We start from the raw sequence: 15,838 nt of genomic DNA on the forward strand, positions 1-15,838 counted from the left end.
AGCAGACCCTGTGGACATCAGTCCAGCAGCCCCGGCTCCCGCACCGACTCCAGCAACGCGGCCAGCCGCGCCGTGTCGGCCCCGGTCCACCCCGGCGGCCGGGTGATCTCCGCCCACGCGCTCGTCGGCATGGTCCCGTACCGGTGCCCGAAGCCGTCCGGCACGCTGTCCGCCCCGGCGAGGTCGCAGGCCACCTGCCAGGACGTCAGCAGCGGATACCAGCGCATCGCGGGTGAGACGTCCCGGGCCCGGGGCCGGTCCAGCCAGTCCGGCCGGTGCAGGGCGAGGGCGGGCGACCACCAGACCACCGGGTCGGAACCGTTCTGGAGATACACCGCCCTCGGCTCGCCCCAGGGCGCGTCCGGGATGCCGTAGTCCGCCGGCACCTGGGCGAACCGCACGTGCGCGCCGTCCGCGACCACGGGCCGCCACTCGGGGCTGCCCGGCTGCCGCTGCGCGGTGACCGTCCGCCACAGCGGGTTGTCGTAGGTCGGCCCGACGAACAGCGCGCCGCCGGTCTCCGAGGTGAGCCGGGACAGCGAGCCGCCGAGGGCGGACTCCATCGAGAAGGAGCCGAGGCTCTCGCCGTAGACGAGGAGCCGGGGGCGTGAGCCGGCGGGCAGGGTCCGCCATTTCGCGTAGACGGCGTCGAAGAGGGCGCGGCCGGTGGCGGCGGCCTCGTCCTCGGTGAGCGCGGAGACCCAGCTGGGCAGATAGGAGTACTGCATGGCGACCTCGGCGGTGTCACCGCCCCACATGTACTCCAGGGGTTTGCTGCCCTGGTCGTTGATCCAGCCGGTGCCGGTGGTGCCCATGACGGCGAGGATCCCGCGGGAGAAGCCGCCGGTGCGTTCGAGTTCGCGTACGGCGAGGGCGGCGCGTTCGTCGAGGGTGTCGGCGGAGCGCAGGCCGACGTAGACCCGTACCGGATCCACCGCCGGCTTGCCGGTGAAGGCGGCGATGTCGGCGCGGGTGGTGGCCGTACCGACGAAGTCACGGCCCTTGGCGCCCAGGGTGTCCCAGTGCGCGGCCGACTGCGGGCCGCCGGAGAGGGAGGGCAGGCCGGGCTGGTGGACGCCCTCGGTGGTGCCCTGGTCGGCGAGGGACGCGGCGCTCTCGATCGCGTCGAGCGCTCCGCGCAGCAGGAAGCCCTGGACGACTCCGACGATCACGAAGACGGCGAGGGCCACCCCGGTGGCACAGGCGACGGGGCGCGGGACGAGGGCGTCGAAGGCGTGGGCGACGACGCGGGTGCCGAGCCGTACCGTACGGGCGGCCAGGAGCAGCAGCGTGGCGACGAGGGCGGCCACGACCGGGACCAGGGCCCACTGCCACCAGACCAGGTGCGGGGGCAGGGTGACCACCCGGCGGACCTCGTCCTCCCAGCGGACGCTCCAGGCGGTGACGGTGACGACCGCGGCGGCGCCGAGCCCGCCCAGGGCGGCCCACAGGGTCCGGCGCAGGCGCGGGCGGATCCGGAAACCGGCCCAGCGGAGCAGCAGCCGGACCACGGTCTCCCCCACCGTGCCGACGGCGTAGCCGACCGCCGCCGAGACGCCGGCCGCGAGTCCCTGCAGCCACCAGGCGCGGGGCAGGAGGGAGGGGGTGAGGGACAGGCAGTAGCAGAGGACGGCCACCGCGATCCCGCCCCAGCACGGCCGCCGCCGGACCACCCGGTCGGGGCCCGCGTGCCGGCGCAGCCGGGCCGTCAGCCGACGGGTCCGGTCCTTCGTACGATTCAGAGCCCTGCCCGCACCACTCACTTGGCCACCTCGGGACCACGATCGGCCACCGCACCGGCCGCCGCATCCGGACGGCCCTTCAGGGACACGCGTCCGGACGGCCCCTCAGGGGCACTCGCCCGCGCGGCAAAAGGTGCAGAGCGGTACCGGGTATCCCATCGTGGTGGGCATGGCCCAGGCCCAGACGACCGAGAGTCCGCGCTCCTCGCCGCCTGCGGCCAAGCTGACGCTGCCCACGCTGACCGCGATGGTGGTCGGCTCGATGGTCGGCGCCGGGGTGTTCTCGCTGCCGCGCCGGTTCGCGGAGGAGACCGGGGTCGCGGGCGCGCTGATCGCCTGGCTGATCGCGGGTGCGGGGATGCTGATGCTGGCCCTGGTCTTCCAGACGCTGGCGCTGCGCAGGCCGGATCTGGACGCCGGGGTGTACGCCTACGCGAAGGCGGGGTTCGGCGAGTACCTGGGTTTCTTCTCGGCGTTCGGGTACTGGGCGAGCGCCTGCGTCGGGAACGTCACCTACTGGGTGCTGATCATGTCCACGGTGGGCGCGGTGTGGCCGGCGCTCGGCGAGGGCGACACCGTGCCGGCGGCGGCCCTGTCGACGATCGGGCTGTGGGCCTTCTTCCTGCTGATCCGGCGGGGCGTGAAGGAGGCCGCGACGGTCAACCGGATCGTCACGGTCGCGAAGGTCGTCCCGATCCTGGTCTTCGTGATCCTGGCCCTGTTCTACTTCAAGGCGGACGTGTTCGCCGCCAACTTCCACGGCGCCTCCTACGCGGGCTCCCTCTTCGACCAGGTTCGCGGAACCATGCTGGCCACGGTGTTCGTCTTCCTCGGCGTGGAGGGCGCCAGCGTCTACTCCCGGCACGCCAAGCGGCGCGCGGACGTGGGCCGGGCCACCCTGCTCGGTTTCCTCAGCGTCTTCTGCGTCTTCGCGTCCGTGACGATCGTGTCGTACGGCATCATGCCGATGGCCGAGATCGCCCAGCTGCGCCAGCCCTCCATGGCCGGGGTGCTGGAGCACGCGGTCGGCACCTGGGGGCAGGTCTTCGTCAGCGTGGGGCTGATCGTCTCGGTGCTCGGCGCGTATCTGGCGTGGACGCTGATGGCCGCCGAGGTGCTGTTCGTGGCGGCCAAGGACGACGACATGCCGCGGTTCCTGGGCCGGGCGACCGCCGCGGACGTGCCCGAACCGGCGCTGCTGATGACCACGCTGCTGTCCCAGGTGGTGCTGATCGTCACGCTGTTCTCGGACGACGCCTTCGACTTCGCGCTGGATCTGACCAGTGCGCTGTCGCTGATCCCGTACCTGCTGGCGGCGGCCTTCGCCGCGCGGATCGCCGGGCCCGCGCGGCGCCGGGGAGAGCTGGTGGTGGGCCTGCTCGCCACGGTGTACACGGCGTTCCTGGTCTACGCGGCGGGCCCGAAGTACCTCCTGGTCTCGTTCATCGTCTACGCCCCGGCGACCGCGCTGTTCGTGATGGCCCGCCGGGAGCAGGGCCGGCGGCTGTTCTCGCCGCGTGAACTCGTCGTCCTGGCCGTGTCGGTCGCCGGGGCGGTGGTCGGGATCCTCGCCCTGGCGCTCGGCTGGATCAGCCTCTGAGTCCCCGGAAGGTGCACCGTGAGCAGTGAAGTCCCCACGAACCAGGCGGCGTTCGGCGTCCACTCCGAGGTCGGCAGACTGCGCAGGGTGCTGGTCTGCGCACCGGGGCTCGCGCACCGCAGGCTCACCCCGACCAACTCCGACGATCTGCTCTTCGACGACGTGATGTGGGTGGAGAACGCCCAGCGCGACCACGCCGACTTCGTGAACAAGCTCCGCGAACGGGACGTGGACGTGGTCGAGTTGCACGATCTGCTGGCGCGGACCATGACGATCCCGGCGGCCCGGGACTGGCTGCTCGACCGGAAGATCGTCGCCAACCAGGTGGGTCTCGGGCTGATCGACTCCACGCGCGCCTTCCTGGAGACCCTCGAACCGGCCCAGCTGGCCCGGTATCTGATCGGCGGCCTGGCCACCATCGACCTGCCCGACGAGTACCGCACCGGTTACCTCGCCCTCGCCAGGGAGTCCACCGGTGTCCGCGAGTACCTGATGCCGCCGCTGCCCAACACCCTCTACACCCGGGACACCACGTGCTGGCTCTACGGCGGGCTCACCCTCAACCCGCTGTACTGGCCGGCCCGGCACGACGAGACCCTCCTGATGAAGGCGGTGTACACCTTCCATCCCGGCTACAAGGACGCCACGGTGTGGTGGGGCGACCCCGAACTCGACTGGGGACAGGCGACGTTCGAGGGCGGCGACATCATGCCCGTCGGGGGCGGTGTCGTCCTGATGGGCATGAGCGAGCGCACCTCGCGGCAGGCGATCACCCAGGTGGCCAAGGCCCTGTTCGACCAGGGTGCGGCCGAGCACGTCGTCGTCGCCGGGATGCCGAAGCTGCGGTCCGCGATGCATCTCGACACGGTGTTCACCTTCGCCGACCGCGACCTGGTCACCCTCTATCCGGCCATCATGGACGGCGTGCACACCTTCTCGCTGCGGCCTGGCGACAAGGAGCCCGGTGTCGAGCTGACCGACGAGGGCTCGACCCCGTTCGTGGACGTGGTCGCCAAGGCGCTGGGGCTGCCGAGGCTGCGGGTCGTGGAGACCGGCGGTGACGTCTACGCCTCCGAGCGGCAGCAGTGGGACAGCGGCAACAACGCGGTGGCGCTGGAGCCGGGCGTGGTCTTCACCTACGACCGCAACACCCAGACCAACACCCTGCTGCGCAAGGCGGGCGTGGAGGTCATCACCATCGTCGGCGCCGAACTGGGCCGGGGGCGCGGCGGCGGGCACTGCATGACCTGCCCGTTGCTGCGCGACCCGGTCGAGTTCTGACCCCCGGGGCCCGGAGATGCCGGTCCCCCGGCTGCCGACCCGGACGGCCCTGGCGGCGGTGGTCGTCGTGCTGGTGCTGGCGAACCTGCTCAACAACCGCTGGGCCGGGTCCTGGATCCTGCTCACCGCGGTCGTCGCCTCGGCGGTCCTGGTGGCGTTGCTGTTCTGGGCCGGGGGCACCTGGACCGAGCTGGGGCTTGGCCGGAACTCTCTCGGGGAAGGGGCGCGTTGGGCCGGCGCCCTGATCGGGATCGTCGCGGCCGTCTATCTCTGCGGGGCGCTGTTGCCGGTCACCCGCGAACTGTTCACCGACCGGCGGACGGACGCGCTGAGCGGCTCGGAGATCGCCTTCAAGGCGCTGGTCGCGGTGCCCGTGGGGACCGTACTGCTGGAGGAGATCGCCTTCCGGGGCGTCCTGTTCGCGCTGCTGTGCCGGCTGCGGACGGCGACGACGGCGGCCGTCCTGTCGTCCCTGCTGTTCGGGCTCTGGCACATCCTGCCCTCGCTGAACCTCGGCAAGGAGAAGCCGACGCTGGGTTCGCTCTTCGGGCACTCGGTCGCCGGGGCGGTCCTGGTGGACATCGGCGCCGTGCTGTTCACGGCGGTGGCGGGCTGTCTGCTGTGCTGGCTGCGCGATCGCAGCGGCTCGCTGCTGGCGCCGATGGCCCTGCACTGGGCGGTGAACGGGCTGGGCTACGCGGTGGGCTTCCTGCTCCGCTAGGCCGTGCGTCCGGCAGACTCGCGGCATGGAGACTGCCGATTTTCTTCAGATCCTGGACCGGGAGGGGCGGGCGCTGGGCGCCGCCGCCCTGGAGGCGGGGCTCGACGCCGAGGTGCCGACCTGCCCGGGCTGGCGGGTGCGCGACCTGCTGCGGCACACGGGCACCGTCCACCGGTGGGCCACCGGGATCGTCGCCGACGCCACGACCGCGCCCCACCCCTTCCCGGACCCGCCCGCCCTCGACGCCACCGAACTGACCACCTGGTACCGGGACGGCCATCGCCGGCTCGTCGACACCCTGGGCAGCGCGCCGCGGAACCTGACCTGCTGGACCTTCCACCCCGCCCCCGTCCCCTCGCCCCTGGCCTTCTGGCTGCGCCGGCAGGCCCATGAGACGACCGTCCACCGGTACGACGCCGAAGCCGCCCGGGGCGGTCCCGCGTCCCCGATCGGCACGGACTTCGCGGTGGACGGCATCGACGAACTGCTGCGCGGCTTCCACGCCCGCTCCCGCAGCCGACTGCGCACCGAGGACCCGAAGGTGGTGCGGGTGCACGCTCTGGACGCGGGCGCGGTGTGGACCGTACGACTGTCGCCGCAGCCGCCCGTGACCGAGCCCGGAACTCCCTCCGAGGCGGCCGCCGAACTGGCGGGCCCGGCCGACGAGTTGTACCTGGCCCTGTGGAACCGGAAGCCGGTGCCGAAGGCGACCGGCGATCTGGAGCTCATCCACCTGTGGCGCACGAACTCCGGGATCTGACCCACTCCGTCATCAGGCGACCGTCAGGCGACCCGGTTCGGTCCGCCCAGCCGTCGACGGGCAGGCGGTCGGGGTCAGTTCGACTCGGCGGCCAGCATCCGGTTCAGTACCGCGCGCTGCACCGGCAGCACCTCGCCGTGCAGCGCGCGCCCCTTCCCGGTGAGCGCCACCCGCACGCCCCGCCGGTCCTCCGGGCACATGGCCCGCTCGACCAGGCCGTCCTTCTCCAGCCGGGCGATCAGCCGGGACAGCGCGCTCTGACTGAGGTGCACCCGCTCGGCGATCTCCTGGACGCGGTAGCTGCAGCCGCCGTCCGTCGGCACGGCGACGGAGAGCAGGTCGAGGACCTCGAAGTCACTGCCGCACAGGCCGTGGCCGTGCAGGGCGCGGTCGAGTTCGCACTGGGTACGGGCGTGCAGAGCCAGAATGTCCCGCCACTGCTCCACGAGCGCCTGCTCGGGCTTCTTCGCCGCCATCCCCGCACCGTAGCAGAGAATCGGGATTGTTGCATCGTAATTAAATGCGTTTGCATTCGATGCATGCGCATGTAATGTCTGGGTCCATGACCTCTCCGCTCACCGCCCCCGCTCCAGAGGGGCGCTGGACTCCCCGCCTCTGGGGCACCCTGCTGGTGCTCTGCGCCGCGATGTTCCTGGACGCCCTCGATGTGTCGATGGTCGGCGTCGCCCTGCCGTCGATCGGCTCCGACCTGCACCTTTCCACGTCGACCCTGCAGTGGGTCGTCAGCGGCTACATCCTCGGATACGGCGGCCTGCTGCTGCTCGGCGGCCGCACCGCCGACCTGCTCGGCCGGCGCCAGGTGTTCCTCGTGGCCCTCGGCGTCTTCGCGCTCGCCTCGCTGCTCGGCGGCCTGGTCGACTCCGGCCCGCTGCTGATCGCCAGCCGCTTCATCAAGGGCCTGAGCGCGGCCTTCACCGCCCCCGCCGGCCTGTCGATCATCACGACCACGTTCCCGGAGGGCCCGCTGCGCAACCGCGCCCTCTCCATCTACACCACCTGCGCGGCCACCGGCTTCTCCATGGGCCTGGTGCTGTCCGGCCTGCTCACCGAGGCCAGTTGGCGCCTCACCATGCTGCTGCCCGCCCCCATCGCGCTGATCGCGCTCCTCGCCGGCCTCCGGCTGCTGCCCCGCAGCTCCCGCGAACGCGACCACAACGGCTACGACATCCCCGGCGCGATCCTCGGCACCGCCTCCATGCTGCTCCTGGTGTTCACCGTCGTGGAGGCCCCGCAGGTCGGCTGGGCCTCGGCCCGCACCCTGCTGTCCTTCCTGGCGGTCGCCGTCCTGCTGACCGTCTTCGTCCAGGTCGAACGCCGCTCCCCCGGCCCGCTCATCCGGCTCGGCGTGCTGCGCTCGGGCAGCCAGATCCGCGCCCAGCTCGGCGCGGTCGCCTTCTTCGGCTCGTACGTCGGCTTCCAGTTCCTGACCACCCTGTACATGCAGTCCGTGCTCGGCTGGTCGGCGCTGCACACCGCGCTGGCCTTCCTGCCGGCGGGCGCGCTGGTCGCGGTGTCGTCGACCAAGGTCGGCGCGATCGTGGACCGCTTCGGCACCCCTCGGCTGATCGCCGCCGGCTTCGCGTTCATGGCGCTGGGCTACGCCCTGTTCCTCCGCATCGACCTGGACCCGGTCTACGCGGCGGTGATCCTGCCGTCGATGCTGCTGATCGGCGCCGCCTGCGCCCTGGTCTTCCCCTCGCTCAACATCCAGGCCACCAACGGCGTCGACGACCACGAGCAGGGCATGGTCTCCGGACTGCTCAACACCTCGGTGCAGGTGGGCGGTGCGATCTTCCTGGCGATCGTGACCGCCGTGGTCACCGCCGGCGCCCCCGACCGGGCGACCCCGCAGGCGGTGCTCGACAGCTACCGTCCCGGCTTCGTCGTCGTCACGATCGTGGCCCTCGCCGGTTTGCTGATCACCCTCACCGGGCTGCGCACCCGGACTCCGCGGCAGAGCGTCGTGATCGCCAAGTCCACCTCCCTGGAGGCGGAGCGCGTGTCCGTGCGCGACTGAACGGGGACGCCTCCAGCAGTGCGCCCGGCGGGGCCCGTTGCCCCGCCGGGCGCACTGCTGTGACACTGCCGGGATGACGAGTCACGGGGGACGGCGCGGTCAGGCCGAGCGGGACGCGATCACCGTCGAGATCGGATACGCGCTGTGCAGCGCGGTGTTCGCGGCGGCGGTCGCCTTCGGCACGGTGGCCGGTCCGGCGCTGCTGTTCGATCTGCCCACCACGCTCGACCGCGCCCTGCCGCCGGTGGGCGCGGTGCTCGCCGCCCTGCTGTTCTGTGCCCGGGTGGTCAGCGTGCTCGTCCGCTTCCGGCGGTCCCCTCGGCCCAGCCAGCCCGGTCAGCCCGGTCAGCCCAGCCAGCCCGGCCGTACCAGCCCCGACTCATAGGCCAGCACGACCAGTTGGGCCCGATCGCGGGCGCCCAGCTTGACCATCGTGCGGCTCACATGGGTCTTGGCGGTGAGGGGGCTGACGACCAGCCGGCGGGCGATCTCCTCGTTGGACAGGCCGATGCCCACCAGGGCCATCACCTCCCTCTCCCGCTCGGTGAGCCGGGCGAGGGCGCCGGCGGCGGCCGGTTCCTTGGAGCGGGCCGCGAACTCCGCGATCAGCCGGCGGGTCACCCCGGGCGACAGCAGCGCGTCCCCGCCCACCACCGCCCGGACGGCGCGCACGAGTTCCTCCGGTTCGGTGTCCTTGACCAGGAAGCCGGACGCGCCGGACCGGATCGCCTCGAAGACGTACTCGTCCAGCTCGAACGTCGTCAGCATCACCACCTTGACGTCCTTCAGCCCCTCCTCCCCGGTGATGCGCCGGGTCGCGGCCAGGCCGTCGAGACCGGGCATCCGGATGTCCATCAGGACGACGTCGGGACGCAGTTCACGCACCGCGCGCACCGCCTCCTCGCCGTCCGCCGCCTCCCCGGTCACCTCGATGTCCGGCTGGGCGTCGAGCAGCGCCCGGAACCCGGCCCGCACCAGCGACTGGTCGTCGGCGAGCAGCACCCGGATCATCGGTCCTCCCTGTCGTTCCTGTCGTTCCTGTCGTCACTGCCGTCATTGCGGTCACTGCCGTCGTTGCCGTCGTTGCCGTCGTTGCCGTCGTTGCCGTCGTTGCCGTCCAGGGGCAGTACGGCGAGCACCCGGAAGCCGCCGTCGGCGCGCGGTCCCGCGTCGATCGTGCCGCCCAGCGCGGCCGCCCGCTCCCGCATCCCGGCCAGCCCGTTGCCGCTGCCGCCCGCGTCCGCACCGGTCGCCGGACCGTCGTCGTCGATCCGCAACCGCAGCTCCCCGCCCCCGTGTTCGAGCCGCACGCGCGCCTGCCGCGAACCGGAGTGCCGTACGACATTGGTCAGCGCCTCCTGCACGACACGGAAGGCGGCCAGGTCGGCGCCGGGCGGAAGGCGTGGCGGCTCCCCCTCGACCGCCACGGTGAGACCGGCGCTCGCCGCCTGTTCGACGAGTTCCGGCAGCCGCCCCAGGCCGGGGGCGGGGGCGCGCGGCGCGTCTCCCGGGGCGCGCAGGGTGTCGAGCACCTGGCGGACCTCGCCGAGCGCCTCCTTGCTGGCGGCCTTGATGGTGGTGAGCGCGGACCGGGCCTGCTCGGGGTCGGAGTCGAGCAGCGCCAGGCCCATGCCCGCCTGGACGTTGATGACCGAGATGCTGTGGGCGAGGACGTCGTGCAACTCGCGGGCGATCCGCAGCCGTTCCTCGTCCGCCCGGCGCCGCGCGGCCTGGGCCCGGTCGGCCCGCTCCCGCGCCCACTGCTCGCGCCGCAGCCGGACCAGCTCGGCCACCGAGACGATGATCAGCAACCAGGTGGCGACGATCATCTCCTTGCCGAGATTCGCGCCGGTGTCGCCGGGCGGCGGCAGCCACCGGTACAGCCAGAGCGAGATCAGCAGGTGGCCGGCCCACAGCATCCCGAGAGCCGCCCACGCGGCCCGGCGGTGCCCGGCGACGACGGCGCTGAAGCAGGCCACCGCCACGGCCGCGAAGATCGGGCCGTACGGGTAGCCGGCCCCGACGTACACCAGGGCGAGCCCGGCCGTGCCGAACGCCACGGGCACCGGGTGCCTCAGGCGCCAGAGCAGCAGGGCGCAGGTGGCGAGGATCAGCGGCCGCGCGTAACCGTCGAGAGGGACGCGGTGCGGCTGCTCGCGGGCGGCGAAGTTGGAGGCCGCCAGCACCAGGACGGTGAGCGGCACGGTGGTGCGCCACGGCAGACGGCTGCGCGGCGACCCGCCCTCGCCGCCGTCGTCGCGCTGCCACCACGGGGGACCGTAGTGCCACGGCTGCGCGGGGCCGCGCTCCCGTACGCCCTGCTCGTCCATGACCGCCACGCTAGACGGCGCCGGCCCGCGCGGGCGTCAGCCCGGCGAGGTGATCACGTGTACTCCCGGGGAAGTAGGCCGCCGGGTGCGGTCAGAGCCCCGCGGCCAGCTCCGCCACCTCGGCGTCGAAGAGCCGGTCCGCGGCGAATCCCATCCCCGTGAAGTGCCCGGCGAGTTCGAGGGAGAGCACGCCGTGCATCCGGGTCCAGAACCCCAGCGCCCGGCGCAGCACCCCCGGCGGGGCGGGATGGCCGCCGGCCCACTCGCGGTGCTGGGAGAGGTGCGCGGTGAAACCGGCGGAGACCGGCGCCGGCGCCTGGGGCTCGGCCGCCGCGCAGACGTCGAGCAGGGCCGCCATGATCTCCTGGGCGATGCCGGTGACGTCGTCGGGGGCGTGATAGCCGGGCACCGGCGTGCCGTAGACGAGGAAGTACCGCTGCGGGTCGTCGAGCGCCCAGCGGCGCAGGGCGTGGGCGAGGCCCTGGAGGTCCGCGCCGGAGTCGGCGGCGGCCCGGAAGGTGTCGGCCAGGCCGCGGTAGGCGTCCCGGATCAGCTCGGTGATCAGCTCGTCGCGGCTGCCGAAGTAGCGGTAGAGGGCGGGGCCGCTCATGCCGAGTTCCTTGGCGATCGCGTTCAGGGACATGCCCGACGCACCGGCCTTGGCGATCTGCTCCCACGCGCGCGCCTTGATGTCCGCCCGCACCTGGGCCCGGTACCGCTCGCGGGGGCTCATCGCGTCCGCGTCCGCGCCTGCCGCCATGACCCTCACGCTCCAGTTCTCGGACTTAGGTGTTTCACCCTATCACTTTCGAGAGTACCTCTAACTCCCGCGATGGATACCTCCACCGCAAGAGCTTGACACCTTCGCGAGCACAAGTCATGTTTGTTATAGCTTCTAACGCAAGCGAGAGCTTCTCTCGCTTGCGAACAGCTCTACTCACGGAGGTCGTCATGGGAACCGCGGAAACCGTCGAAAGCACCCGGCTCGTCGAGGTCGTCCTGCCGGGCGTCGTGGAGCCGGAAGGGCTCCGGATCCAGCAGCGGGAGATCCCGGCCCCGGGCCCCGGCCAGATCGTCGTCCGCATGGAGGCCACCGGGGTCTCCTTCGCGGAGCAGCAGATGCGCCGCGGCCGCTACTACGACCAGCCGCCCTTCCCCTTCGTCCCCGGCTACGACCTGGTCGGGACGGTGCTCACGGCCGGCGAGGGGGTCACGCCCGGGCTCGTCGGCAGGCGCGTGGCGGCACTGGTCAAGGTCGGCGGCTGGGCCAGTCATGTCGTGCTCGACGCGGCCGACGCGGTGGAGGTGCCCGCGGGTGTCGGCGCGGCGGAGGCGGAGACCTTGGTGGTCAACGGGATCACGGCCTGGCAGATGCTGCACCGCAAGGCCAGGGTGCGCAGTGGCGGGACGGTCCTGGTGCACGGCGCCAACGGCGGGGTCGGCACGGTCCTCGTCCAGCTGGCGCGCGCGGCGGGCCTGAAGGTGATCGGCACGGCCTCCGCCCGGCACCACGAGGCGCTGCGCGAGCTGGGCGTGACCCCGGTCGACTACCGCGCCGAGGACGTCCCGGCCCGGGTCCGCGAACTCGCCCCCGGCGGTGTGGACGCCGTCTTCGACCACCTCGGCGGCCGCAGCGTCGTCGACTCCTGGAGGCTGCTCGCCCCGGGCGGCACCCTCGTCTCGTACGGCAGCGCCACCACCCGGGACGACTCGGGCTCCAAGCAGCTGCCGGTGCTGAAGATCCTCGGCCGGGTGTGGCTGTGGAACGCGCTGCCCAACGGCCGGCACGCGTACTTCTTCAACATCTGGGAGGGCCGGGCCCTGCGCAAGGACCGGTTCCGGGCCCGGCTCGGCACCGACCTCACCCAGGTGTTCCAGGCCCTCCAGCGCGGCGACGTCGCCGCCCGCGTCGCCGCCCGGCTGCCGCTGACCCGGGCCGCGGAGGCCCTGCGGCTCGCCGAGTCGGGGACGGTCGCGGGGAAGGTCGTCCTGGTCCCGGACAGCGGCGAAGGGGAGTCGGCCTCCCCCGCGCTGTGAGGGCCGTCGGCTCAGCGGGCGTTGCCCGAGGTCGGATCTCCGCCCGCGACCGCACCCCCGCCCGCGAACGCGCCGTCCCCCGCGAAGGCCAGCGTGGCGAAGCGTTCGCCGATGCGGCGGTGGGTGGCCGCGTCCGGGTGGAGCCGGTCGGGCAACGGCAGTTCGGCGGAGTCGGCCTCGCCGTAGAGGGCACGGCCGTCGAGGTGGTGGAGGTGCGGGTCGTCGGCCGAGCGCTCGGCCACGATCCGGGCCAGCTCGTCCCGGATGACGGACAGGGTGAGCCTGCCGCTCGCGCGCTCGGCCGGGTCGCCCGTGGCGGTGAAGAGGAGCCGGCCCTCACCGAAGGCGCTGAGGTCCATGGCGGTGGGGCCGGGGGTGTCCTCGTGGATGGGACACAGGATCGGCGACACGACCAGCAGCGGGGTGGTGGGGTGTCCCTCGCGGACGGTGTCGAGGAAGCCGTGGACGGCGGGACCGAAGGCCCGCAGCCGCATCAGGTCGGCGTTCACCACGTTGATGCCGATCTTCAGGCTGATCAGGTCGGCGGGGGTGTCCCGGACCGCGCGGGCGGTGAACGGGTCGAGCAGCGCACTGCCGCCCAGCCCCAGGTTGATCAGTTCGACCCCGGCGCGCGCGGCGGCGAGCGCGGGCCAGATGGCGGTGGGGCTCGCCGCGTCGGAGCCGTGGCTGATGGAACTCCCGTGGTGCAGCCAGACCTTGCGGCCCCGGTCGGACACGGCGGTGACCGGGGCGTCGGTGCGCAGCGCGACCAGTTCGGTGGTCTCGTTGTGCGGCAGCCAGATCTCGACGTCCTTCTCCCGCTCGGGCAGGCCGGTGAAACGGAGGGTGCCGACGGGGCCGGGCCGCAGTTCCGCCGTCCCCGCGCCCAGGTCGACGACCTGGACCCTGCCGCCGCTCACCACTCCCTGATCGGCCAGGACGCCGTCGACGAGCAGGTCGTAGACACCGTCGGGCCGGGACGGCGCGCCGACGTAGAGCCGCTTGGTGGGCAGGGTGTCCAGTTCCACGGCGGTGGCGCGGGTGCGGAACACCAGGCGTACGCCGGAGGGCTGGGCCTCGACCATGGCGAGCTGCGGGTCGGCGCACTGGGCGCGGGCCCGGGCCGGGAGCCGGTGCGGCAGGATGCCGTGCGCCGTCCGTTCCAGGTCGAGGGCGCCGCGCAGGAGGTCGGCGGTGATCGGGGTGGTGGTCCAGTGGTGGCCGTCGTCGGTGATCTGCATCGTCTCTGCCTGCCGTAGGAATGCCGTGGGGATGCCGTGGGGATGCCGTGGGGGGCGGGTGGGTCAGGCCGGTGTGGGCCAGTTGCGGAGCAGGGCGTCGAGGGCGTCGAGGATGCGGGCCCAGGACTGGGCGCTGTCGGGGGCGCTGTGGCTGAAGCCGCCGCTGAGCTCCAGGTCGACGTAGCCGTGGAAGACGCTGCCGAGCATCCGGACGGCGTGGGTCTCGTCCGGTTCGGTCAGGTCGTAGCCGCGCAGGATGGCCCGGGTCATCTGGGAGTGCCGGACGCCGGCGCTGGCGGCCGCCGTCTCCGGGTCGAGGCGCAGCCGGGCCGCCGCGTAGCGGCCGGGGTGGGCGCGGGCGTAGTCACGGTAGACGTCGGCGAACGCGACGAGGGCGTCCTTGCCGGCCCGGCCGGCGAGCGCGTCGGCGGCCCGGTCGGCGAGTTCCTCCAGCGCCAGCAGTGCGATCCTCGTCCGCAGGTCCTGGGAGCTCTTGACGTGCGAGTACAGGCTCGCGACCTTCACGTCGAACCGCCTGGCCAGTGCCGAGACGGTCACCTGGTCGAAGCCCACCTCGTCGGCCAGCTCGGCTCCGGCCCGGACCAGTCGTTCCGTGGTCAGTCCCGCTCGCGCCACATCGCTCCTCCGCTTCACTCTGTGCCTGAATCGATTATGAAGTTGCCTAAAGCTTTTAGGCAAATTAGCGTGCGTTGTATGAGGCAGCTGAGTGAGCAAGAGATCCGTGCCGCGTTCGTGAACTGCACCAAGGGCGCGGCGAAGCGGCTGAACATCCCGCACGATCTGGACGAACGGCCGTGGGCCGACCTGGACTACTTCGGGTGGCGGGACCCGCAGGCGCCCGACCGCGCCTATCTGGTGACCGAGGCGGACGGCGGCGCGCGGGCCCTGGTGCTGCGCTGCCCGAGCCCTTCCTCCTGGCAGACCCGGCGCAGCATGTGCTCGATCTGCCTGACGACGCACACCGGGGGCGTCTCGCTGATGGTCGCCGCGAAGGCGGGCAAGGCCGGGCAGCAGGGCAACTCGGTGGGCGCCTACCTCTGCAGCGACCTCGCCTGTTCGCTGTATGTGCGGGGCAAGCGGGACGCGGGGGTGGGCGGGCGCATGCCGGAGTCGCTCACGCTGGAGGAGAAGATAGAGCGGACGGTGACGAACCTCGCCGCGTTCCTGGACAAGGTCTCCGGATGAGCGGAGCCGCTCAGGGGAAGACCAGCCCGACCCCGTGGGCGAGCTGGGCGGCGGCATGCCGGAAGAACCGCTCCCGGTCCTCCACGACCCCCTTGAACTGACCGAACAGCTCGAACCCCACCAGTCCGAACAGCTGCGCCCACGCCGCCGCCATCGCCACGGCGACCTCCGGCGGCAGACCGGGCATCAGCTCGTCGGCCATCCGGCGGGCCTCGGGGGCGAGTCCGGCGGGTACGGGGGTACGGGCCAGACCGCGCCGCTCGAACGCCTCGCGCAGGATGCCGATGAGAACGAGGGCGACCCGGGCGGCCGGCGGAATGGTGGTGTCCGGCGCCGAGTAGCCGGGCACCGGCGAGCCGTAGATCAGCGCGTACTCGTGCGGATGCGCCAGCGCCCAGCGGCGCACCGCCTCGCACACGGCGACCCAGCGCTCCGCCGAGGCGAGGCCGGCGGCAGCGGCGTGCGCGGTCTCGGCGGCCTCACCGAGGGAGTCGTAGGCGTCGATGATCAGTGCGGTGAGCAGGTCGTCGCGGCTGGGGAAGTAGCGGTAGAGCGCCGAGGAGACCATCCCGAGCTCGCGCGCGACCGCCCGCAGCGACAGCTTGGCCGCACCCTCGGCCGCGAGCTGTCTGCGGGCCTCGTCCTTGATGGCCGTGGTGACTTCCATCCTGGCTCGCGCGCGGGCGCCCTGTGGGGTGGTCATGGGCAGCAGTTTGCCAGGTTCCCAGAGCGGTGCACACAGTTTGGAGCGGTGCACTCGTTGTGGAGCGGCGCTCGCAATCACGAGCACCGCTCAGAAGCGAGAGCACCGCTCTTGCTATGGATCACCGATCTCCCCCACACTGTTCCTCAAGCGAGAGCACTGCTCTCCCAAACTATGGG

16 protein-coding genes are annotated in these 15,838 nt (G+C 72.5%); 8 read left to right on the forward strand and 8 right to left on the reverse strand.

Going from position 1 to position 15,838, the window contains the following annotated elements; genetic code table 11:
- Positions 1-17 precede the first annotated feature (17 nt).
- Entirely contained in the window at positions 18-1,763 is a 1,746-nt protein-coding gene (locus tag ACIPSJ_RS46170) for an alpha/beta-hydrolase family protein (protein ID WP_359221942.1), read from the reverse strand.
- Between the two features lie 148 nt (positions 1,764-1,911).
- Between ACIPSJ_RS46170 and ACIPSJ_RS46175 the strand changes: the two genes are divergently transcribed.
- From ACIPSJ_RS46175 to ACIPSJ_RS46190, 4 genes are read left to right on the forward strand one after another with little or no spacing between them, the layout of a single operon-like run.
- Complete coding sequence (locus ACIPSJ_RS46175) at positions 1,912-3,342, forward strand: basic amino acid/polyamine antiporter (RefSeq protein WP_401355381.1); 1,431 nt, start codon at positions 1,912-1,914, stop codon at positions 3,340-3,342.
- Between the two features lie 18 nt (positions 3,343-3,360).
- Entirely contained in the window at positions 3,361-4,623 is a 1,263-nt protein-coding gene (locus tag ACIPSJ_RS46180; protein ID WP_401355383.1) for an arginine deiminase, read from the forward strand.
- A 16-nt stretch (positions 4,624-4,639) separates the two neighbouring features.
- Positions 4,640-5,344, forward strand: coding sequence for a lysostaphin resistance A-like protein (locus ACIPSJ_RS46185; RefSeq protein ID WP_401355386.1), 705 nt, complete (start codon positions 4,640-4,642; stop codon positions 5,342-5,344).
- A 25-nt stretch (positions 5,345-5,369) separates the two neighbouring features.
- Positions 5,370-6,104: a maleylpyruvate isomerase family mycothiol-dependent enzyme gene (locus ACIPSJ_RS46190; protein ID WP_401355389.1), complete on the forward strand. Its 735-nt coding sequence runs from the start codon at positions 5,370-5,372 to the stop codon at positions 6,102-6,104.
- A 74-nt stretch (positions 6,105-6,178) separates the two neighbouring features.
- Here ACIPSJ_RS46190 and ACIPSJ_RS46195 read toward each other — a convergent pair whose 3' ends face one another.
- Positions 6,179-6,580, reverse strand: coding sequence for a MarR family transcriptional regulator (locus ACIPSJ_RS46195; RefSeq protein WP_355721596.1), 402 nt, complete (start codon positions 6,578-6,580; stop codon positions 6,179-6,181).
- 86 nt (positions 6,581-6,666) lie between these two features.
- Between ACIPSJ_RS46195 and ACIPSJ_RS46200 the strand changes: the two genes are divergently transcribed.
- Both ACIPSJ_RS46200 and ACIPSJ_RS46205 read left to right on the forward strand, forming a co-directional pair.
- On the forward strand, positions 6,667-8,142 hold the full coding sequence (locus ACIPSJ_RS46200; protein WP_355721593.1) for an MFS transporter: 1,476 nt from the start codon (positions 6,667-6,669) through the stop codon (positions 8,140-8,142).
- A 73-nt stretch (positions 8,143-8,215) separates the two neighbouring features.
- Positions 8,216-8,527, forward strand: coding sequence for a DUF6332 family protein (locus tag ACIPSJ_RS46205; RefSeq protein WP_401355392.1), 312 nt, complete (start codon positions 8,216-8,218; stop codon positions 8,525-8,527).
- On the opposite strand, the gene ACIPSJ_RS46210 is transcribed toward ACIPSJ_RS46205, so the two are convergent.
- From ACIPSJ_RS46210 to ACIPSJ_RS46220, 3 genes are all read right to left on the reverse strand, one after another.
- The gene (locus ACIPSJ_RS46210; RefSeq protein WP_401355394.1) at positions 8,488-9,153 is read right to left on the reverse strand and encodes a response regulator; all 666 of its coding nucleotides are present in this window, start codon (positions 9,151-9,153) and stop codon (positions 8,488-8,490) included. The two genes, ACIPSJ_RS46205 and ACIPSJ_RS46210, sit on opposite strands and share 40 nt — an antisense overlap.
- Positions 9,150-10,481, reverse strand: coding sequence for a sensor histidine kinase (locus tag ACIPSJ_RS46215; protein WP_401355396.1), 1,332 nt, complete (start codon positions 10,479-10,481; stop codon positions 9,150-9,152). The genes ACIPSJ_RS46210 and ACIPSJ_RS46215 overlap by 4 nt, the downstream gene beginning before the upstream one ends.
- An 82-nt stretch (positions 10,482-10,563) precedes the next feature.
- Entirely contained in the window at positions 10,564-11,232 is a 669-nt protein-coding gene (locus tag ACIPSJ_RS46220) for a TetR/AcrR family transcriptional regulator (protein ID WP_401355398.1), read from the reverse strand.
- Between the two features lie 191 nt (positions 11,233-11,423).
- On the opposite strand from ACIPSJ_RS46220, the gene ACIPSJ_RS46225 reads away from it, so the two are divergent.
- Positions 11,424-12,509: a medium chain dehydrogenase/reductase family protein gene (locus ACIPSJ_RS46225; protein ID WP_401355401.1), complete on the forward strand. Its 1,086-nt coding sequence runs from the start codon at positions 11,424-11,426 to the stop codon at positions 12,507-12,509.
- Between the two features lie 11 nt (positions 12,510-12,520).
- Here the strand turns inward: ACIPSJ_RS46225 and ACIPSJ_RS46230 are convergent, their stop codons facing one another.
- Positions 12,521-13,750 carry a GDSL-type esterase/lipase family protein gene (locus ACIPSJ_RS46230; RefSeq protein WP_401355403.1) on the reverse strand — a complete coding sequence of 410 codons (1,230 nt, stop codon included), beginning with the start codon at positions 13,748-13,750 and terminating at the stop codon, positions 12,521-12,523.
- Between the two features lie 63 nt (positions 13,751-13,813).
- The gene (locus ACIPSJ_RS46235) at positions 13,814-14,386 is read right to left on the reverse strand and encodes a TetR/AcrR family transcriptional regulator (RefSeq protein WP_401355406.1); all 573 of its coding nucleotides are present in this window, start codon (positions 14,384-14,386) and stop codon (positions 13,814-13,816) included.
- 78 nt (positions 14,387-14,464) lie between these two features.
- Between ACIPSJ_RS46235 and ACIPSJ_RS46240 the strand changes: the two genes are divergently transcribed.
- Entirely contained in the window at positions 14,465-14,956 is a 492-nt protein-coding gene (locus ACIPSJ_RS46240) for an FBP domain-containing protein (RefSeq protein ID WP_401355408.1), read from the forward strand.
- 10 nt (positions 14,957-14,966) lie between these two features.
- Here the strand turns inward: ACIPSJ_RS46240 and ACIPSJ_RS46245 are convergent, their stop codons facing one another.
- Positions 14,967-15,659, reverse strand: a complete 693-nt coding sequence (locus ACIPSJ_RS46245) for a TetR/AcrR family transcriptional regulator (protein WP_401355411.1) — start codon at positions 15,657-15,659, stop codon at positions 14,967-14,969.
- Positions 15,660-15,838 lie beyond the last annotated feature (179 nt).

This window comes from Streptomyces sp. NPDC090088 (assembly GCF_044747345.1).
Taxonomy (GTDB): domain Bacteria; phylum Actinomycetota; class Actinomycetes; order Streptomycetales; family Streptomycetaceae; genus Streptomyces.